The organism is Serratia fonticola (assembly GCF_001006005.1).
Classification (GTDB): domain Bacteria; phylum Pseudomonadota; class Gammaproteobacteria; order Enterobacterales; family Enterobacteriaceae; genus Chania; species Chania fonticola.
The window spans coordinates 3,277,127-3,297,623 of record NZ_CP011254.1 but is presented as its reverse complement, the minus strand read 5'-3'; the positions used below and the strand labels follow the sequence as shown (position 1 = coordinate 3,297,623).

Annotated in this window: 17 protein-coding genes; 7 read left to right on the top strand and 10 right to left on the bottom strand. The window is 55.7% G+C overall.

What is annotated here, in order from left to right; genetic code table 11:
* Positions 1–2 precede the first annotated feature (2 nt).
* Positions 3–461: an NfeD family protein gene (locus tag WN53_RS14595; RefSeq protein WP_024484422.1), complete on the top strand. Its 459-nt coding sequence runs from the start codon at positions 3–5 to the stop codon at positions 459–461.
* Here WN53_RS14595 and cueR read toward each other — a convergent pair.
* A complete protein-coding gene (cueR, locus tag WN53_RS14590; RefSeq protein WP_024484421.1) occupies positions 458–859 on the bottom strand; it encodes a Cu(I)-responsive transcriptional regulator in 402 nt (133 codons plus the stop codon). The genes WN53_RS14595 and cueR overlap by 4 nt on opposite strands.
* A gap of 397 nt (positions 860–1,256) precedes the next feature.
* Between cueR and WN53_RS14585 the strand changes: the two genes are divergently transcribed.
* The 4 genes from WN53_RS14585 (at position 1,257) to ybaK (ending at position 6,420) form a co-directional block, all read left to right on the top strand.
* Positions 1,257–1,820, top strand: a complete 564-nt coding sequence (locus WN53_RS14585; RefSeq protein ID WP_024484420.1) for a YagU family protein — start codon at positions 1,257–1,259, stop codon at positions 1,818–1,820.
* A 235-nt stretch (positions 1,821–2,055) separates the two neighbouring features.
* Entirely contained in the window at positions 2,056–4,767 is a 2,712-nt protein-coding gene (gene copA / locus WN53_RS14580; protein ID WP_024484419.1) for a copper-exporting P-type ATPase CopA, read from the top strand.
* 148 nt (positions 4,768–4,915) lie between these two features.
* The gene (locus WN53_RS14575; RefSeq protein WP_024484418.1) at positions 4,916–5,719 is read left to right on the top strand and encodes a TraB/GumN family protein; all 804 of its coding nucleotides are present in this window, start codon (positions 4,916–4,918) and stop codon (positions 5,717–5,719) included.
* Positions 5,720–5,940: 221 nt separating this feature from the next.
* A complete protein-coding gene (ybaK, locus tag WN53_RS14570; protein ID WP_021805445.1) occupies positions 5,941–6,420 on the top strand; it encodes a Cys-tRNA(Pro)/Cys-tRNA(Cys) deacylase YbaK in 480 nt (159 codons plus the stop codon).
* 42 nt (positions 6,421–6,462) lie between these two features.
* Here ybaK and ushA read toward each other — a convergent pair whose 3' ends face one another.
* Positions 6,463–8,115 (bottom strand): bifunctional UDP-sugar hydrolase/5'-nucleotidase UshA, encoded by a 1,653-nt coding sequence (gene ushA, locus WN53_RS14565; RefSeq protein ID WP_024484417.1) that lies wholly within the window; start codon positions 8,113–8,115, stop codon positions 6,463–6,465.
* Between the two features lie 252 nt (positions 8,116–8,367).
* Between ushA and WN53_RS14560 the strand changes: the two genes are divergently transcribed.
* Together WN53_RS14560 and ybaL are read left to right on the top strand one after the other, a co-directional pair.
* Positions 8,368–9,588, top strand: coding sequence for an MFS transporter (locus tag WN53_RS14560; RefSeq protein WP_024484416.1), 1,221 nt, complete (start codon positions 8,368–8,370; stop codon positions 9,586–9,588).
* A 225-nt stretch (positions 9,589–9,813) separates the two neighbouring features.
* Positions 9,814–11,505, top strand: a complete 1,692-nt coding sequence (ybaL, locus tag WN53_RS14555; protein ID WP_024484415.1) for a YbaL family putative K(+) efflux transporter — start codon at positions 9,814–9,816, stop codon at positions 11,503–11,505.
* Between the two features lie 50 nt (positions 11,506–11,555).
* Here ybaL and WN53_RS14550 read toward each other — a convergent pair whose 3' ends face one another.
* The 8 genes from WN53_RS14550 to WN53_RS14515 form a co-directional block, all read right to left on the bottom strand.
* On the bottom strand, positions 11,556–12,860 hold the full coding sequence (locus tag WN53_RS14550; protein ID WP_024484414.1) for an inosine/guanosine kinase: 1,305 nt from the start codon (positions 12,858–12,860) through the stop codon (positions 11,556–11,558).
* Between the two features lie 169 nt (positions 12,861–13,029).
* The gene (gene hemH / locus WN53_RS14545; RefSeq protein WP_024484413.1) at positions 13,030–13,992 is read right to left on the bottom strand and encodes a ferrochelatase; all 963 of its coding nucleotides are present in this window, start codon (positions 13,990–13,992) and stop codon (positions 13,030–13,032) included.
* Positions 13,993–14,119: 127 nt separating this feature from the next.
* The gene (locus tag WN53_RS14540) at positions 14,120–15,268 is read right to left on the bottom strand and encodes a glycerate kinase (RefSeq protein ID WP_024484412.1); all 1,149 of its coding nucleotides are present in this window, start codon (positions 15,266–15,268) and stop codon (positions 14,120–14,122) included.
* A 135-nt stretch (positions 15,269–15,403) separates the two neighbouring features.
* Positions 15,404–16,537, bottom strand: a complete 1,134-nt coding sequence (locus WN53_RS14535) for a sugar diacid recognition domain-containing protein (RefSeq protein WP_024484411.1) — start codon at positions 16,535–16,537, stop codon at positions 15,404–15,406.
* A gap of 112 nt (positions 16,538–16,649) precedes the next feature.
* The gene (adk, locus tag WN53_RS14530) at positions 16,650–17,294 is read right to left on the bottom strand and encodes an adenylate kinase (protein ID WP_021805452.1); all 645 of its coding nucleotides are present in this window, start codon (positions 17,292–17,294) and stop codon (positions 16,650–16,652) included.
* A 247-nt stretch (positions 17,295–17,541) separates the two neighbouring features.
* A complete protein-coding gene (htpG, locus tag WN53_RS14525) occupies positions 17,542–19,407 on the bottom strand; it encodes a molecular chaperone HtpG (RefSeq protein ID WP_037375256.1) in 1,866 nt (621 codons plus the stop codon).
* A 143-nt stretch (positions 19,408–19,550) separates the two neighbouring features.
* On the bottom strand, positions 19,551–20,156 hold the full coding sequence (recR, locus tag WN53_RS14520; protein WP_024484410.1) for a recombination mediator RecR: 606 nt from the start codon (positions 20,154–20,156) through the stop codon (positions 19,551–19,553).
* Entirely contained in the window at positions 20,156–20,485 is a 330-nt protein-coding gene (locus tag WN53_RS14515) for a YbaB/EbfC family nucleoid-associated protein (RefSeq protein ID WP_021180123.1), read from the bottom strand. The genes recR and WN53_RS14515 overlap by 1 nt, the downstream gene beginning before the upstream one ends.
* Between the last annotated feature and the right edge of the window lie 12 nt (positions 20,486–20,497).

Sequence of the window (20,497 nt, the reverse complement as noted above, 5' to 3'; positions counted from 1 at the left end):
TTATGCTGGAACAGATCGCAGCAAACCCACAATGGTTCTGGATCTCGCTAGGCGGGCTGCTGTTGGCCGCGGAAATGCTCGGTGCCAGCGGCTATCTGCTGTGGAGCGGCGTTTCTGCGGTGATTGTCGGGGTGATTATCTGGCTGCTGCCGGAGTTGAGTTGGGAGTGGCAGGGTTCCCTGTTTGCCGTGATGACCATTGCCGTGGCCTACCTGTGGTGGTACTGGCTGCGCAAGCGGCCAGCGGCAACCAGCGGTTCCCCGGTGCTCAACCAGCGTAACCGTCAACTGATCGGCACCCGCGCCACGCTGACCGAGGCGATGCATAACGGCCATGGCCGTATCAATATCGCCGACAGCAGTTGGCGCGCGCAAGCCAACGAGGATCTGCCGATCGGCACCGAAGTTGAAGTGGTGGCGGTCGAAGGCACTACCTTGGTGATCCGCGCCATTACGCGCTAGCCTTTGTGGCAGCAGCCTGCCAGATTATTAATGATCGGGCAGTCTGCTCCTTCATCGCCAGGGCATTGATCCGCCAGCGCCAGCAGGCGTTGGCGCATTTCCCCCAGTTCGCTGATGTGCTTTTCGATATCGGCAACTTTCTGCAGCGTGCGGGCTTTGACATCGGCACTGTGCCGCGCCGGATCGTTGAACAACGCGACCAGTTCACGGCATTCGTCAAGATTGAAGCCCACCTGACGAGCCTGACGCAATAACGTCAGTTCTTCAATATGCCTGGCGCTGTAGCTGCGGTAGCCGTTGTCCGTACGGATCGGGGTGGTCACCAATCCTTTCTCTTCATAAAAACGGATGGCTTTGCTGGTCAAACCGGTTTTTTTGGCAACGTCGCTGATATTCACTTTATCCCCCTTGACCTTACCTTTGCTGGAAGGTCCATGTACCCCACTGCCCCCAAGTGACAGTAGTAACTCAATAAATTATAACCTCATTACTCCCCAATTACCCCCTTTTGACCTTCTGTCTGTGGACGCATAGGGACATGCTAGTAAGAGGATTTAAACTTACCGCATCCGCCCGGCTCCTCGTGTTTTGATAATATCGTCAACCTCCTGGGAAATAGGGTTGCGGCAACGAGGGGCGAAGACACTGGGCAACAGCTCACCAAATTCAGCCCGTATATCGCCTGACGGGGCTGTACCTGAAAAATTGTCATATCTCGATGCTTTCAGTAATACGCAGCAACACGCTCGTAACATATAATTAGGGTTCATTTTTCCTTTTCACGGACGTGGAGTTATGAACATTTGTAGTAAAGTTAATTTACGTATTTTTTTGTGGGCAACTTTCATCGGTGGTGCGATCAGCTCGCTGGTAAAGTCAGGCTCTGAGGCCAATATGCCGCCGCGCATCGTCGGTGAGGCATCGCCGCCCGCCCTTAACATTGATGCCTGGCTTGGCTGGCTGGGAATTAACTCCCATTCTATGGATTATGTTTATCAGAGCGTAACGATCCCCGGAGCAGTGATGCTTTATCACTGGATGTTCAGCTTCATCTTTGCGGGCCTTTACGTTCTGGTTTCGGCTTATACGCCCAAAATCAGGCTCTGGTATGGTGCGGCTTACGGTATTGTGATCACGCTGGTCATGCACGGTTTCCTTATCCCGGCGCTAGGATTCAGGCATCCGGCCTATCTCTCAGGTGAAACTGGCTGGCTCTGGAACCTGAATGGGTATGAATTCTGGAGTGAAATGATCGGTCACATTTGCTGGTCAATCTCCATTGAAGTGAGCCTTATCGCTGTGCTGGCGCTGTTTGCCCGACCAATCACGGGGATGTGGTCAGCGGACAACATGAAGTAAAATATGTCTAAAACGCTTAAACCAGCCTTCGGGCTGGTTTTTTTATAGCCAAAGAAAACCCCGCAAAATTCGGGCCTTATGTCGAAGCGTGGCTGCGTTGTGGACCGCGTTAATAAAAATCCTTTTCTATCAATGTAATATTCTATTGACCTTACCCTTGCTGGAAGGTTTAAGATCATTCTCAATAAAAAGAACCTAGGCGGTCAACCGCCATTATTTTGCGAGGAAAACCATCATGTCACAAACTACCGTGCTGGCGTTGCAGGGACTCTCCTGCATGAACTGCGCGCAAAAGGTGAAAAAAGCCTTGGAAAGTCGCGCAGATGTCGAGCAGGCCAACGTCAACGTTCACTACGCTAAAATCACCGGTGCAGCCCCGGCTGCCGAGCTGATTGACAGCGTCGTTGCCGCTGGCTACCAGGCAGAAATCGCCCATCAGGCAGACACCGAGTTACAACTTTCCGGCCTCTCCTGCATGCATTGCGTGGGCAGCACCCGTAAAGCACTGGAAGCTGTGCCGGGCGTGATCGCCGCCGACGTTACCCTCGAGGGAGCCAAAGTCTATGGCGATGCCACACCAGAGCAGCTCATTGCTGCGGTCGAAGATGCGGGCTATCACGCCAACCAGGCGGGAGCCAATAGCCACCCAAAAACTGAGCCGCTGACTGAATCTGCCCCAACCTTGCCGGAACCCCAGGCAGCGGCCCCCTCTTCACTTCCGGCAAGCGAGACTGACGATAGCGTCCAGCTGTTGCTCAACGGCATGACCTGCGCCAGCTGTGTCAATAAAGTCCAGACGGCGTTACAGAACGTCCCGGGCGTTGAGTTGGCGCGGGTAAACCTGGCGGAGCGCAGCGCACTGATCACCGGTAAGGCCACACCACAGGCGTTGGTCGCTGCGGTAGAAAAAGCTGGCTATGGCGCCGAGATGATCCAGGACGAAACCAAGCGCCGTGAACGCCAACAGCAAACCGCACAGGCTAATATGAAACGCTTTCGCTGGCAGGCCGCATTAGGCTTGGCAGTGGGCGTGCCGTTGATGGCCTGGGGCGTGTTTGGCGGCAGTATGTCGCTGACGCCAGAAACCCAGCGACCGTGGCTGATGGTTGGCATCATTACCCTGGCGGTAATGGTGTTTGCCGGTGGCCACTTCTACCGCAATGCCTGGCGATCGTTGATGAACGGCAGCGCCACCATGGATACGCTGGTCGCCTTGGGGACCGGTGCCGCCTGGCTGTACTCCATCAGCGTCAACCTGTGGCCAGACTTCTTCCCGATGGAGGCACGGCATCTGTATTACGAAGCCAGTGCGATGATCATCGGCCTGATCAACCTTGGTCATGCCATGGAGCAGCGCGCGCGGCAGCGTTCTTCCCAGGCGCTGGAACGGCTACTGGATCTCACTCCGCCAACCGCCAGGCTAGTCACAGAACTGGGTGAACAAAGTATCCCGCTGGCAGACGTGCAATTGGGCATGACGTTGCGCCTGACGACTGGCGATCGCATCCCGGTTGACGGTGAAATCGTGCAGGGCGAAGTGTGGATCGATGAAGCCATGCTGACCGGCGAAGCGTTGCCGCAGCAAAAAGGCGTCGGCGATACGGTGCATGCCGGTACGGTGGTAGACGACGGCAGCGTGCTGTTTCGCGCGGCCGCCATTGGCACCCAAACCACGCTGGCACGTATTATCAAGCTGGTGCGCCAGGCGCAAAGCAGCAAACCGGAAATCGGTAAGCTGGCAGACCGCATCTCGGCGGTATTTGTGCCCACCGTGGTCGCCATCGCCCTGTTCAGCGCCGCCATCTGGTATTTCTTTGGCCCACAACCGCAGTTGGTCTACACCCTGGTGATCGCCACCACGGTGCTAATCATCGCCTGCCCTTGCGCTTTGGGGCTGGCCACGCCGATGTCAATTATCTCTGGCGTTGGCCGGGCCGCGGAGTTTGGCGTGCTGGTGCGTGACGCCGATGCTCTGCAGCAGGCCAGCAATCTCGATACGCTGGTGTTCGATAAAACTGGTACGCTGACGGAAGGCCAGCCGCGCGTGGTGGAAATCATCACCTTTAACCAGGTGGATGAACAGCAGGCCTTACGTTGGGCCGCCGCGCTGGAACAAGGGGCTAACCACCCGCTGGCACGTGCCATCGTCGAACAGGCTAAAGGGCAGACACTGCCTACGGTAGAGCAATTCCGGACGTTGCGCGGCTCAGGAGTCAGCGGTGAGGTCGAGGGCGTACAGCTGTTGCTGGGTAATGCCAAGCTGTTGCAAGAGAATCAGATCGCGACTGATGAGCTCACACATCAGATACAGCAACAGGCTGAACGCGGTATCACGCCGGTACTGTTGGCCGCCAACGGCAAACCTGCCGCTCTGATCGCCATCCGCGATCCGTTACGCAGTGACAGCGTGAGCGCACTACAGCGCCTGCATCAGCAAGGTTATCAACTGGTGATGTTAACGGGCGATAACCCGGTGACCGCTAACGCGATTGCCAAAGAGGCCGGTATCGACCGCGTGATTGCTGGCGTGTTACCCGACGGTAAGGCCGAAGCGATCAAGCAGTTGCAGGCTCAGGGCCACCGGGTAGCGATGGTCGGTGACGGCATCAATGACGCCCCTGCTCTGGCTCAGGCCGATGTCGGGATCGCCATGGGCGGCGGCAGTGATATCGCCATCGAAACTGCGGCGATCACCCTGATGCGTCACAGCCTGAACGGCGTGGCGGACGCGCTGGCCTTGTCGAAGGCGACGCTGCGTAATATGAAGCAGAACCTGCTCGGGGCATTTATCTACAACGCACTTGGCATTCCGATTGCCGCCGGTGTGCTGTACCCGCTGACGGGCACCCTGCTCAGCCCAGTGGTCGCTGGCGCGGCAATGGCTCTCTCCTCCATTACCGTGGTCAGCAACGCCAACCGATTACTGCGTTTTAAACCCAAGCAGTAACCCTCAACCGGGGCGCAACCCATCGCGCTCCGGCCTTTTGAGATAATTCCCCTGCCCTCGGGCTTTATTGTCAGCCACTTAGCGTTTAGCATGGGGAAAAACCAGCGGCCATCCTGCACGCTGGTGGAAAGGATCAGGAGCCAGCTGTATGGGTCAACTGTTACGCCGCATTGCTACCTTTCTCGGTATTATTTCCCCGCAGAGCTACACCTACCCGGCCCTGGACATCAGGCTAACGGGAAATCGCCAACTGCATTTGGTCGGCAGCATTCATATGGGCACCGTCGATATGTCGCCCCTGCCTGCCCGGTTGGCCGCACGCCTGCGCCAGGCCGATGCGCTGATCGTTGAGGCCGATATCACCGGCTCCTCTTCGCCATTTGGCCACGCCGAGCCCCAACTCGAACTTGAACAGCGTCTTGGCGATGAAGAATTCCAACGGTTGCAGGTGCTATGCCAGGAGTTGGGGGCGGATGTAGAGAGCTTCTCTGCCCTTCCTGGCTGGCAAGTAGCGCTGATGATGCAAGCACGGCAGGCACAGCGACTGGGTTTACGCGCCGAATACGGGATTGATTACCAACTATTGCAAGCCGCTAAAGTACAGCAGATGCCAGTGATCGAACTGGAAGGGGCCGAGGAACAGCTGAGCATGCTGGAACAACTGCCAGAAGGCGGTATGGCCCTGCTGCACGATACGTTAGAGCACTGGCACACCAACGCCCGTTTGCTGCAAACCATGGTGAGCTGGTGGCTGGACGCCAAGCCGAACACCACGTTGGAAACGCTGCCCTCCACCTTCAGTGCCGAGCTGTACGACGTCTTGATGCACCGCCGCAATCGCCACTGGCAGCAAAAGCTGGAAGCGTTACCGCCGGGAAACTATGTGGTGGCGGTCGGTGCTTTGCATCTGTATGGCGAAGACAATTTACCGGCCATGCTGCAGGCACGATAAAAAAGTGGCCAATATCGCTATTGGCCAGTCAAAGAGGAATTTTTCATATTTTAGTTATACGCATTGTAACCGTGTTAACGATTACAATAGACAGGGTAGCAACCTGACGAACCTATTGGCAACTGCCTTTCATCCTCATGGGCACAGGTTGCTCATTCGGTTCCATTTTTATCGTTTCGTTGCCACCGATGACAACTTCCCTCAGTTTTGGAAAAGAAATTATGACACCCGCAGTGGTTCTGCTTGAAAAACAAAAAGTGGCCTTCACCCTCCACGCGTATCACCACGATAGCGAAGAAACCAACTTTGGCGACGAGGTGGTAAAAAAGCTGGGGCTGAACGCCGAACAGGTCTACAAAACGCTGTTAGTGGCCCTCAATGGTGATGCAAAGAATCTGGCCGTCGCGGTAACACCGGTCGCGACCCAGTTGGATTTGAAGAAGGTGGCGAAAGCGCTAGGGGCCAAGAAAGCCGAAATGGCCGATCCGACAGTCGCTCAACGTGTGACGGGTTATCTGGTTGGTGGGATCAGCCCACTCGGGCAAAAGAAACGCTTGCCCACGGTGATCGATAGCCCAGCGCAACAGTTTGCCACCATTTTCGTTTCCGGCGGCAAACGCGGGTTGGATATTGAATTGGCAGCCAGCGACCTCTGTCGTCTGCTGTCCGGCACCTTCGCCGAAATCGCCAAACGGGACTGAAACAGTAGGCCGTTACCTTCCTCAGCAACGGCCTATGTCACCTTACTTGTAAACGATCTCGCCTTTAGGTTCGTACGCCGAAGCATCCAGCGGTGAGTGCTTTTCGATATACTGCTTGAGCACTTCCGCATCGATAAAGCCGGTATTGACGTAGCTTGGCAGGGTATCAATCTTCGGATAACCGTCGCCGCCCAAGGCGTTGAAGTTCAGCGTCGCCATACGATAGGTCTTGTCTGCCTGCAAAGGTTCGCCCTTGATCTTGACGTCGCTAACGCCTTTGCCGTCTGCCACCAGGCTGACGTTGGCGAATTGCGCATAGGCCCCAGAATCCACCTTCATATTGGCCACAGCTGCCAGATACGGCTCAACCTCGCTGCCTTTCATATCGACATACACCAGCGTGTTGCCAAACGGCTGCACCTTGAGCACGTTTTTATAGGTGATATCACCGGCCTCGATCGAGTCACGCACGCCACCACCGCTCATCACGGCGAAGTCTGCGTTGGCGCGCTCCATCTGCGCGGCTAGCAGCACGCGCGAAAGGTTGGTCTGCACGAAGCGGACTTTACTGCGATCCCCTTCCAGTTTGCCGTTGACGCTGCCCACCTTCACTTCCAACTGGGCCTTGCCCTTGTCCTGGAACGGCGTCAGCAGCTTCATCATCGACAGATCTTCCTGGATCTGCTGGGTGTAATACACCCGCTCGCTGGTGCCGTCGGCTTTCTCTACCTTTTTCTTCAGGTTGATCGGGATCAGTTGGTAATGCATCAGTTTCAGTTCGCCGTTGCGGAACTGGAAGTCGGCACGACCGACGTATTTACCCCATTCATGAGCCTGGACGATCCAGGTACCGTTTTGGCGATCTGGCGCGCAAGGCGTGCCCGGTATGTAATCCACCTGTTTGTGGTTTTCACTCGCCATACAGACCGGATCTTGCGAATGCCCACCGACAATCATATCCAGGTAGCCCGCAGGCAGGCTACGTGCCATCTCTACGTCCCCCGGCGCGTTGGAGCCATGGTTACCATCGTCGTAGTGCCCCATGTGGGTGGCAGCGATAATCACGTCCGGCTTTTCATCTTTGCGCAGCTGATCCACCACCTGCTTGGCTTCTTGCGCCGGAACACGGAATTCGATATCGGTAAAGTATTCCGGGTTCCCGATTTTTGCAGTGTCATCGGTGGTCAGGCCGATCACCGCAATCTTCACCCCTTGCTTTTCAAACAGGGCATAAGGCTTGAACAAGCGTTGCTGGGTGCTTTTTTGATAAATGTTGGCGGACAGTAGCGGGAAAGAAGCCCACTTTTCCTGCTGGCGCAACACGCTGAGCGGGTTGTCAAATTCGTGGTTGCCGATCGCCATCGCGTCGTAGCCGATCAGCGTCATGCCACGGAAATCGGGTTCTGCATCCTGCAAATCCGACTCTGGTACGCCGGTATTAATGTCCCCACCGGACAGCAGCAGCACGCTGCCACCTTTCGCCGCCACTTCCTGACGGATGCTGTCCACCAGCGTCTTTTGTGCCCCCAGGCCGTACTCACCATGATCGTTCTGCCAGAAATGGCCGTGGTGATCGTTGGTATGCAGGATGGTGATATCGTAGGTTTTGTCCTTTTCCCAGGCACTGACCGTTCCTGAAAACAACGTCAGGGAAACAGCCAACGCACATGCGGTGGTGTGAAGCGAAAAGCGCATGGCAGATCTCCATTGTTAATAATGGGTATTTTTGATGAGGACGAAATTGTAACGCGAATCGACTGCAACAAATTTCAAATTTTTGGGACATACGTCAAATTATGTCAGAAAGGCACGGCCGGTCAGAATTTTATCGGCGATCTGGATAGCACATAATGATCGAGAGAGAATCAGCTACCCCGTTGTAGGACGAAAGATGAACGTTATAAGATGTCGGCTCTTCCCTCTCTCACTTACCAGGCTAATAATAATATGACTGACCGTAGTGAAACGGACATTCCACCGGTAACCAGCAGCGCGGCCAAAGGCACTGCGTTCTCTATTCTCGGTGCTATCAGCGTTTCTCACCTGCTCAACGATATGATGCAATCGCTGATCGTGGCGATTTACCCGATTTTGCAAGCCGATTTTAGCCTCAGCTTTGTGCAGATCGGGATGATCACCCTGACCTATCAGCTCACCGCATCGCTGCTACAACCGCTGATTGGTTATTACACCGATAAGCACCCGCAGCCTTATTCGCTACCCATCGGCATGGGATTCACCCTGTCGGGATTGCTGCTGCTTTCGGTGGCCAACACTTTCCCTCTGGTGCTGCTGGCGGCCGCTTTGGTGGGCACCGGTTCCTCTGTATTCCATCCTGAGTCATCCCGCGTTGCGCGTATGGCATCCGGTGGACGGCACGGTTTGGCCCAGTCGCTGTTCCAGGTGGGCGGCAACTTCGGCAGTTCCCTCGGCCCGCTGTTGGCCGCGCTGATTATCGCCCCCTACGGCAAGGGCAATATCGCCTGGTTCTCACTGGCTGCGCTGCTGGCCATTGTGGTCTTGTTGCAGGTCAGTAAATGGTATCAGCAGCAACATCGGGCAGCCCAAGGCAAGCCAAAAGCCGCTTCCTTGGTCAAAACGCTGCCAAAACGTACCGTTGTGTTCTCCTTAGGCATCCTGCTAGTGCTGATATTCTCCAAATACTTCTACTTGGCGAGCATTAGCAGCTATTACACCTTTTATCTCATACATAAGTTTGGCGTTTCGGTGCAGAATGCCCAATTCCATCTGTTTGCCTTCCTGTTTGCCGTAGCGGCAGGAACCATCATTGGCGGGCCTTTGGGTGATAAATTCGGGCGTAAATATGTCATTTGGGGCTCCATCCTGGGTGCTGCCCCCTTTACCCTGGCTTTACCCCATGCTTCTCTCTACTGGACCGGGATTTTGACGGTGATCATTGGGGTTATTCTGGCCTCGGCTTTCTCGGCCATTCTGGTGTATGCGCAAGAGCTGATCCCCGGCAAAGTGGGGATGGTTTCCGGGCTATTCTTCGGTTTTGCTTTCGGTATGGGCGGGTTAGGCGCGGCAGTTCTTGGTTATGTCGCCGATTTGACCAGCATCGAGTTGGTTTATCAAATCTGTGCATTCCTGCCGCTTATCGGCATTATCACCGCATTGCTACCAAATATGGAGCATAACCAGCAATAACCCTGATAGAACCCCGGTTTAGCGCAGAAGTTAAACCGGGTTATCCACTCCAAAACCCCATTTAATCCGGTCCATTACGCCATAATTCCCCTTACTTCTAGAAAAATAGACGAATAGTCTGCTTTTTTACACAAAAGACTAAATTAGCTAAGCAATGAAAGCACAAATGCAATAAACTAAATGTATCCTTTCGTAACATCCGTGAGCACAACCAGAGGAGTATGGATGCATAATTCAACACCCTTGATCACCACTATTGTTGGAGGGTTAGTACTCGCCTTCCTCTTCGGAATGCTGGCAAACCGCCTGCGCATCTCCCCGTTGGTAGGGTACCTGGCCGCAGGCGTACTAGCCGGCCCGTTTACCCCCGGTTTCGTCGCTGATACCTCGTTAGCGCCGGAACTCGCGGAGATTGGGGTGATCCTGCTGATGTTCGGTGTTGGTCTCCATTTCTCGCTTAAAGATCTCCTCGCTGTAAAAAATATCGCTATCCCAGGGGCCATTGCCCAAATCGCCGTCGCGACGGTGTTGGGGATGGGGTTGTCCAAACTGATGGGCTGGGATTTGGTTTCCGGCCTGGTGTTCGGCCTGTGTCTGTCCACCGCCAGTACCGTGGTACTGCTGCGCGCCCTGGAAGAACGGCAACTGATCGACAGCCAACGCGGGCAGATCGCCATCGGCTGGCTTATTGTCGAAGATTTGGCCATGGTGTTGGCCCTGGTGCTGCTGCCGGCGTTTGCCAATATGCTCAACAGCGATACCGCCAGCACCACACAGCTGCTCACCGAGTTGGCCATCACCATTGGCAAGGTTATCGCCTTTATCGCGCTGATGATTATCGTTGGCCGCCGAGTGGTGCCTTGGATCCTGGCAAAAACCGCCAGTACCGGCTCGCGCGAGCTGTTTACGCTGGCGGTGTTGGCACTGGCGCTGGGTATTGCCTACGGCGCTGTCGGCCTGTTTGACGTCTCATTTGCCCTGGGTGCCTTCTTTGCCGGTATGGTGCTGAACGAATCGGAACTGAGCCACCGCGCAGCGCACGATACGCTGCCGCTGCGTGACGCCTTTGCGGTGCTGTTCTTTGTCTCGGTCGGTATGCTGTTCGATCCGATGATCCTGATCAACCAACCGCTGGCGGTGTTGGCAACGCTGGCGATTATCCTGTTTGGTAAATCGGTGGCGGCCTTCGCGCTAGTCAAAATGTTCGGTCACTCCAAGCGTACCGCGCTGACCATTTCCGCCAGCCTGGCACAGATTGGTGAGTTCGCCTTTATCCTGGCCGGATTGGGGGTCACGCTAGGCATGATGGATCAGCATGGCCGTAATCTGGTGCTGGCCGGGGCGATCCTGTCAATCATGCTCAACCCGCTGCTGTTTACCTTGCTGGAGCGCTATCTGGCCAAGACGGAAACCATCGAGGATCAGATCCTGGAAGAAGCGGTGGAGGAAGAGAAGCAGATCCCGGTCGATATCTGCAATCATGCCGTCGTCGTGGGTTATGGCCGGGTTGGTAGCCTGTTAGGGGCCAAGCTGACCGAAGAAGGCGTCTCGATGGTGGTGATAGAAAACTCTCGCCCACGGGTTGAAGCCCTGCGTGCTCAAGGGATCAAAGCGGTGTTAGGCAACGCGGCAAATCCGGAGATCATGGAACTGGCAAGGCTCGACTGCGCACGCTGGTTGCTGCTGACCATTCCCAACGGTTATGAAGCCGGTGAGATCGTGGCCTCGGCCCGCACCAAGCGCCCTACTCTGGAGATTATCGCCCGCGCTCATTACGACGACGAGGTTTCGTATATTTCCGACCGGGGTGCCGATCAGGTGGTGATGGGTGAACGCGAGATCGCCAACAGCATGTTGAATATCCTCAAGCTGGATTCGCTGTCGGACGAAGAGAAGCTGGCCGCCTGCCCAATCTGACGCCATTAAGCCGGTAAGAGCGCTAAAACAGCGCTCTTACCGGTTGTTGGTTACCGTTCCCAGTAAGACTCTTCCAAACTGTCTTCCCGCTCCGGCAGCCCACGGGTCAAACGTGGCGAGTGCTGGTTAAGTACCTGATAGCTAACGCGGTTGGCATATTTGCATACCTGCGCCAAAGACGAATAGGTCAGGTAGCTACGCACATGCTTGCTGGAGTTTGGCACGTTGTTGCGGTGATAGCCGTTAGCTGCGATATCATGCAGCAGAGCAGACAGCGCACCGTCGCCCGCACCATTGGTATTCATGATCTTTTCCGGGCCGCCCATATACGGGGCGATATGCGAATAGACCTTAAGCGCGTTTTCACAGCTTTCACGACGCATCGCACGGCTGAATTCGAAGCGGTTAAACTCGGCGATATGGCCCGGTAACAGCGGATGCTGGGTCTCACGCTTGTTGGCCTCTTCGGTGTAACCCGCCATATACAGACCGTTTGGCCCAGCGGTACACAGCACCAAATCTACCCAGTCCAATGCCATCTCTGAGGCCATTAGCGGATCGCTCAACCCAGTGAGTTCCAACGCCTCATCTTCATTCATCGCCAGAATGGAAACATGTTCCCTGAGAAAATCACGCCACCACACCGGGTTATCCGCAATAACGTACTTGGTGCCCAGCGTCAGCACTACCGGTACATCATGCTTTTTGGCAAACGCGATCGCCTGCATGGTGGCTTCCGGCATGGGCTCACCGGGTTTGCAACGCACCAGATAGGAGGTCAGTACCAACGCGGCAGCCCCTGCGATCACCTCTTCAGGAATGCTTTCCGGGCGTAGCTGGTTCATCTGCCCTGGGCTGATGGCAAAGGTGCGTTCGCCGCTCTCGCTAATCAGCGTAAAACAGCGGCCAATGGCCCCATCCACCGCTTGCAGGTAGTTAAGATCGGTACGGCTGGAGGTGTTGCACAGATAGCGATAGGCATAGCTGCCAATTTTAACGTTGCTGCACATCACGCCGAGCAGCACGGAACGATCGTCCGCCAGTACCGAGTAATTGTGCAAGGTGTTACCGATGGTGCCACCGGCAAATTGATGAGTGATCAGGTTATTGTCGCTCAGTTCCTGATACAGCGCCTCGGCAACGTCGTCCTCAATGACCAGCGAATGGCCCAGGCTAAGGCCGTAGCGTTCGACAAACGCGTCATCCACTTTAGCTTCGATATCCACCAGCGTCTGATCGATACCGACGACATAAGAGGTACTGACTTCATTTTCAGGCTGTGTCTGCTGCAATAGCGGATCGCGTGCGTTAACCGGAAAATAATGTTTGGATTTACGTTTACCAGGAAATTTCATGTGATTGGCGGTGAGTTGCGGTGAACAGGCAGGAATGTTAGCACATTCCTGCCTGAGGCTGATGACAAAGTAGCAATGTTACCGAATTTGTAGAGGCACCCGAACTAACGCATTGATATCTGAACGGGCGCAGCATGCAGCGCCCCTACAGTAGGGATCTGAGCCTGATTTACAGCCGTTGCCCCACCAGCTGTTGCATCATATCGATATGGGCGGCGTCATCATTAAGTGCCGGGATGTATTCAAACTTCTCGCCCCCCGCCTCCAGGAAGATTTCGCGGTTCTGCTCTTTGATCTCCTCCAGCGTTTCCAGGCAATCCGCAGAAAAGCCGGGGCAGATCAGTTGGATATGCTTCACGCCTTGCGCTGGCAGACTCTTCAGGGTTTCGTCGGTGTACGGCGTCAGCCAAGGCTCCCGACCGAAGCGCGATTGATAGGTCATCATCACCCGATCTGGGGCCAGCGGTATGGCCGCCGCCAGCGCGCGGTAGGTATCTTCGCAGCGTTGCGGGTAATCGTCACCCAAAGTGGCGTAGCGTTTGGGAATCCCGTGGAACGACATCACCAGGCGGTCGGGCTTACCGTGTTCGGCAAATGCCCGCTCAACGCTTTGCTGCAAGGCCAGGATATACGCTGGGTGCTCGGCATAGTCACGGATAAAGCCGATCGATGGCAGGCGGCGATAGCCTTTCAGCACCCGTGCAACACCATCCCAGACTGCGGCGCTGGTCGAACACGAGTATTGCGGATACAGCGGCAACACCACCAGATTGGTCACGCCCTGCGCCAATAGGCTGTCGATCGCCTGTGCCAGGCTGGGTGAACCGTAGCTCATGCCCAGCTCCACCGGGGTATTCGGCATACGCGCTGCCAGCTCCCGCTGTTGGCGGCGGCTATAGACCAGCAACGGCGAACCTTCGTCCATCCAGACGGATTGATAAAGTTTTGCCACACGCGGTGAACGGATCGGCAGAATGATGCCATTAAGAATTGGCCACCAGATCAGCGGCGCAGTGTCGACCACCCGGTTGTCACTGAGAAATTCTTTCAGATAGCGTTTTACCGCCTGCGGGGTAGGTGCCTCTGGCGTACCCAGATTCACCAGCAATACCCCGTGTTTCTCTTGCTTCATTCCGATCCCCTTGTCCTTCCCGGCAAATACCCTGTTATTTCTCAGCGTATTAATAGCCACTCATGCGGCCTATTGTAACGGAAAAGCGCCGGACCGGAACCTATATCAGTAACAGGTAAAACGGGGGTTATTTTTGCGCCAACTGCCAGACGGCAGCCACGTTGCGCGCCGTGACTTCCAGGTTATGGGCCGCGTCCGCCAGCGCCTCTGGCAGCGTCACGATGCGGTCGATCACCGAGAAAGCGGCATCGATGCCGTGTTGATGCACTACCTGATAGTCTTTTGACAGGCTACCGGCAATGGCAATCACCGGTAATTGGTGGCGCTTGGCTACCCGCGCAACGCCGATCGGGGTTTTGCCGTGGATCGACTGGCTGTCGAGCCGCCCTTCGCCAGTGATCACCAGGTCAGCATTACGTACCGCGTCTTCCAGATGCAGCGTTTCGATTACGATTTCGATGCCTGGCCGCAGCTCAGCTGCCAGAAAACCGATCAATGCCGCTCCCATGCCCCCGGCAGCACCCGAGCCTGGCACCTGCAATACCTTGCGCCCGGTGCTCTGCTCCAGGAGCGTGCCGTAATGATGCAGCGCCTTGTCCAGTTGCTGCACCTTCTCCGGCGTGGCCCCTTTTTGTGGGCCGAAGATTGCTGAAGCCCCGTGATCGCCACACAGCGGATTATCCACGTCGCAGGCTACCGTGATCTTCACCTGCTGCAAGCGGGGATCCAGTTGGCTGAGATCGATATGCGCCAGTTGCGCCAACGCCGCGCCACCGGGCCGTAATTCTTGATTGTGGTGGTCGAGGAGCTTAGCGCCCAGCGCCTGCATCATGCCCGCCCCGCCATCATTGGTTGCGCTGCCGCCGATCCCCAAGATGATCGAGTCTACACCGTGTTGCAGTGCTGCCAGGATCAGCTCACCGGTACCAAAGCTGGTGGTCACTAACGGATCGCGTTCGTCACCCGCCACCAGATGCAGCCCGGACGCGGCCGCCATTTCGATAACTGCGGTTTTCCCTTCCCCGAGCAGACCATAAAATGCTGCGGTAGGTTTGCCCTGCGGCCCGCTCACCTGCACATTGACGATTTCCCCACCGGTGGCGGCCACCATCGCATCGACGGTGCCCTCGCCTCCGTCCGCCATGGGCAGCAACACATAGTGCGCCTGCGGATAGATTTGCCGGAAACCACGCTCGATAGCCTCTGCGACACCCTGAGCACTCAGGCTCTCTTTAAAGGAGTCGGGGGCAATTACCACTTTCTGTAGGGTGTTCATCGACAGTGCCTTAATCTTCAGAGGATGCCACTGCATCGGTTAGTGAATACCATACCTTGCCGACAACGGAAATTCTTTAGCGATAGACACAAACAAAATGGTAAAAAAGAACGTTATTTTGTGCATTCACACAATTCAATCCTGCATCAACATACCGATATACAGTTGCAAGACGTCCGCCAATTGATTGATCTTCAGGCCAGTCGTTTTTTCTACGCGCTGTAGGCGGTAACGCAGGGTGTTAACGTGAATATGCAGCTGTGCCGCAGTCTTGGTTTGGTCACAATTCTGATTGAAATAGTGGCGCAGCGTGTTTCTCAGCATCCCTTTTTCATCCTGGGCGCTCAATTGCCGCCAGGGCCGTGAAAGCTCCTGGGCTCGCCAATCCTCCCCTAAATCGCACAGCAGCGAGGGTAGAGGATAGTCATCATAAAACAGCGTATGCTGGACCAGTTTGAGACGGTGCGCCATGGTTTGCACTGCTCTTGCGGTCTGGATAGAGCGGTAGACGCCTTCCTCACCACTGTAAAAGCCCCCGACGATCAACCGCAGGCCAAAGCGTTGCTGGATCTCATGCTGGAGCTGCTGGGCCAGCTTGCGCTCCTGCTGCACGTCCCACACGCCCTGTTTCATACAGGCCGGACGCAAGAGCACCAGTTCATTAAAGCTGGTCATGGTGATAAGCGCCTCACGCTGAGTGATCTCCAGCTCTGCCAGCAAGCCTCTCAGTACCTGCGGCTGCGGTTCATACAGCTCAAGCAGCCAAACAATGCGTGGCTGTTGCAGATCCAGCTCTAAATAGGCCGCCATCGCCTCGCGCGAACCGGGTTCACTGTGCCCTTGCAGCAGTTGGTTGGCCAGCTCTTCCCGGTAACGCTTTTCCCACTGATGTTGATCGAGCATCGCAGCCTGTTCCACCATCAGCTCCGCCGCCATTTTTACCAGTTCGCCATAGGCTCGCACCTGGGCCGGATCGCCGGAAACCCCAATCGCGCCCACCAGTTGATTACGAAAGCTGAACGGCAGATTGATGCCGGGCTGCACGCCCTTCAGATGTTGTGCCGTGGCCTCATCTATCTCCACCACCCGGTTTTCGGTCAGGGCCAATACCGCCCCTTCGTGGCGCTGATACAGGCGCGAGGCGTTGCCGGAAGCAATGATGACACCGTTGCTGTCCATCACGTTGACCGAATGGTGAATGATGCTCATCGCACGTTGCACGATCTGGCGCGCGGTCGCTTCTTGCAAAAAATTTGTCTGCCTGGGCATGCGGCTCTTCCTGTCGAACGAAACGGTGGCACCTGTAAGCTATCATGAAGCGGCAAAAAAAAACGCCGGGCAGCAACAGCAAGCCCAGCGTTTTCTACAGCCTTGACACCGATTAGCCCAGAATGGCCGCCAGCTCAGCGCTCACTTCCGTCACCTTACGGGTGCCATCGATCTTGTGGTAAGACGTATTACCCGCCTCAGCTTCTTTATGATAGTAAGACACCAGCGGCGCGGTCATCTGATGGTATTCCACCAGGCGCTTACGCACGGTCTCTTCCTGATCGTCTTTACGGGTGGTCAGCTCTTCGCCGGTGGCGTCGTCTTTCCCTTCCACCTTCGGCGGATTGAATTTGATGTGGTACACGCGGCCAGATGGCGCATGCACGCGGCGGCCAACGATACGATCGACGATCAGTTCGTCCGGCACGTCGAACTCCAGCACGTAATCCACTTTAATGCCGGCTTCTTTCATCGCATCGGCCTGTGGAATGGTGCGTGGGAAACCGTCCAGCAGGAAACCGTTACGGCAGTCTTCCTGGGTAATACGCTCTTTGACCAGCGCAATAACCAGCTCATCGGTCACCAGCTTGCCGGCGTCCATGATTTCTTTCGCCTTTTTGCCCAGCTCAGAACCGGCCTTAACGGCTGCGCGCAACATATCGCCCGTGGAGATTTGCGGAATGCCGTATTTCTCCATGATGAATTGAGCCTGAGTGCCTTTACCAGCGCCTGGAGCGCCCAGCAGAATGATACGCATTGCGTAAATCCCCTTGCTATGTATTTCCCTTCATTCTTCGGGCCGCGGCCGGAAGTCTATCGGGTTTGAGTTTTTATTAAATTTCGAAAACACTCAACCTTACCATTTCTGAGGGGGGTGGCTCAAGGTAGCGAGAGGAAATCGGTTGCGGAAAGATCGGGCTGAAACGAGGCAAGCAGGAGAAAAATTTGACGGGAATAGAAGAGATTACGCCCCAAACCCTAGGGTCTGGGGCGTATTTTGCTGATTAAGCGGACAACAGTTTATTCATGCGGCGGATAAACTGGTTTGGATCTTCCAGCGTCCCACGCTCTGCCAGCAGGGCCTGATCCAACAGCAGATCGATCCATTCGGCAAATTGTTCGTTATCGCCCACATCGGATGCGCGTTTGACCAACGCATGCTCTGGGTTCAGCTCGAAGATATACTTCACTTCCGGCGCAGCCTGCCCCGCAGCGGCAAACAGTTTGGCCATCTGGGTGCTCATCTCGTCGGCATCGGTGGTGACGATGGCCGGGGTATCCGTCAGGCGGTGCGTCAGACGCACGTCCTTCACGCGCTCACCCAACAGCGTCTTGACCCGCTCGATAAACGGCTCCAACTGCTTCTCGGCTTCTTTCTGCTCTTCGGTTTCATCCGCCAGTTTATCCAGCGCTTCATCCGCTTTGCTGACCGACTGGAACACCTTACCGTCAAACTCAGTCAGGTAGCTCATCATCCACTCGTCGATACGGTCAGACAGCAGCAGGACTTCGATGCCTTTCTTGCGGAACAGCTCCAGGTGCGGGCTGCTCTTGGCGGCGGCATAACTGTCGGCGGTGATGTAGTAAATCTTGTCCTGGCCTTCGGTCATGCGGCCAACGTACTCTTCCAGCGAGACGGTTTGCGCCGAGCTGTCATTGTGCGTAGAAGCAAAGCGCAGCAGTTTGGCGATGGCCTCTTTGTTGCCGCCGTCCTCCGCTGGGCCTTCTTTCAGTACCATACCGAATTGCTGCCAGAACTTCTGGTAGGCTTCCGCATCGTCTTTGGCCAGCTTGTCCAGCATCTGCAACACACGTTTGGTCAGCGCGCCACGCAGGTTCTGGGTAACACGGCTGTCCTGCAGAATTTCGCGCGAAACGTTCAGTGGCAGATCGTTGGAATCGATCAGGCCGCGAACAAAGCGCAGGTAGTTCGGCATGAACTGCTCGGCGTCATCCATGATAAACACGCGCTGAACGTATAGCTTCAGGCCATGTTTGTGATCGCGATTCCACATATCCCACGGCGCCTGCGCCGGGATGTACAGCAGGCTGGTGTACTCCTGCTTACCTTCCACGCGGTTGTGGCTCCAGCTCAGCGGATCGGTAAAGTCATGGGCAATGTGCTTGTAGAACTCTTTGTACTCTTCTTCGGTCACGTCAGCTTTGCTGCGAGTCCACAACGCTTGCGCCTTGTTGATTTTCTCCCAGGTGACGGTGCCGTCTTCTTCATTCTTGGTTTCGATCTCTACCGGCAGCGCAATGTGATCGGAATATTTGCCAATCACCGAGCGCAGACGCCAGCCGTCGAGGTATTCGTCTTCGCCTTCACGCAGGTGCAGGGTAATTTCGCTGCCGCGATCGGCCTTGCTGATATCGGCGATGGTGTAATCACCTTCACCGGCAGACTCCCAGTACACCCCTTGATCTTCCGCAGCACCTGCCGCGCGGGTACGTACGGTGACTTTGTCCGCCACGATGAACGCCGAGTAGAAGCCCACGCCGAACTGACCGATCAGTTGGCTGTCTTTCGCCTGATCGGAGCCGATAGACTCCAGGAAGGCCTTGGTACCAGACTTGGCAATCGTCCCCAGGTTTTCGATCACTTCTTCGCGGCTCATACCGATGCCGTTATCGGCAATCGTCAGAGTACGCTTCTCTTTGTCGAAAGACAGACGCACGCGCAGCTCACCATCACCTTCATACAGTTCCGGCTTGGAAAGCGCGCGGAAACGCAGCTTGTCCGCCGCATCGGAGGCGTTGGAGATCAGCTCACGCAGGAAGATTTCTTTATTGGAGTACAGCGAATGGATCATCAAATGAAGCAGTTGTTTGACTTCAGACTGGAACCCACGGGTTTCTTGACCTTTCATACTCATTGATTACCTCAAAGACAGTAATGACCAAATCATGCAATGAGGATCAGATGGGGTTAACTCTGTGGTTTTTCAAGCGGCTGGCGGAGAATTTTTTGTCAACTGAATGACGGGGCAGAGGGCTGCCCCGTACAGAATCATCAGAATTTGATCGCGTGGCGTCCGGCCAGGGAGTGTGACAGCGTGGTGCCGTCGACCATTTCCAGTTCACCACCTACCGGAACTCCGTGGGCAATGCGGCTGGCAAGCACGCCATACTGGCCACACATCTCGGCGATGTAGTTGGCCGTGGCGTCTCCTTCCACCGTCGGGTTGGTGGCCAGGATCACTTCGGTGATGGTTTCCTTCTCCAGCCGTTGCTCCAGCCGATCCAGGCCGATATCGCCAGGGCCGATGCCGTCTAACGGTGACAGATGGCCCATCAGCACAAAGTAGCGCCCGGCAAACTGGCCGGTCTGCTCGATGGCGTGAATATCCGCCGGGCTCTCCACTACGCAAATCTGGCCGTTTTGCTGACGGCGCACATTATTGCAGATGGTGCAGGTATCCTGCTCGGTGAAGGTACGGCAATCGGCACAATGGCCGATCTCCGACATGGCACGGGTCAGCGCCTGTGCCAGCCGCATCCCACCGCTGCGATCGCGCTGCAGCAGTTGGAACGCCATACGCTGCGCCGACTTCGGGCCAACGCCCGGCAGGCAGCGCAGTGCCTCCATCAATGATTCAAGGAGCGGGCTGGTTTGCATCAGAACGGCATCTTAAAGCCTGGCGGCAACTGCATCCCGCTGGAAACCGACGCCATCTTCTCTTTCTGGGTTTCTTCGATGCGACGTGCTGCGTCATTGAAAGCGGCAGCGATCAGATCTTCCAGCATCTCTTTGTCGTCTTCCATCAGGCTTGGATCGATTTCGACCCGGCGGCAGTTATGCGCACCGTTGATGGTCACTTTCACCAGGCCTGCGCCGGATTCACCAGTCACTTCCAATTTGGCAATTTCTTCCTGCATCTGCTGCATCTTTTCTTGCATTTGCTGGGCTTGCTTCATCAGGTTACCCATACCGCCTTTACCAAACATAGTCGTCTCTCA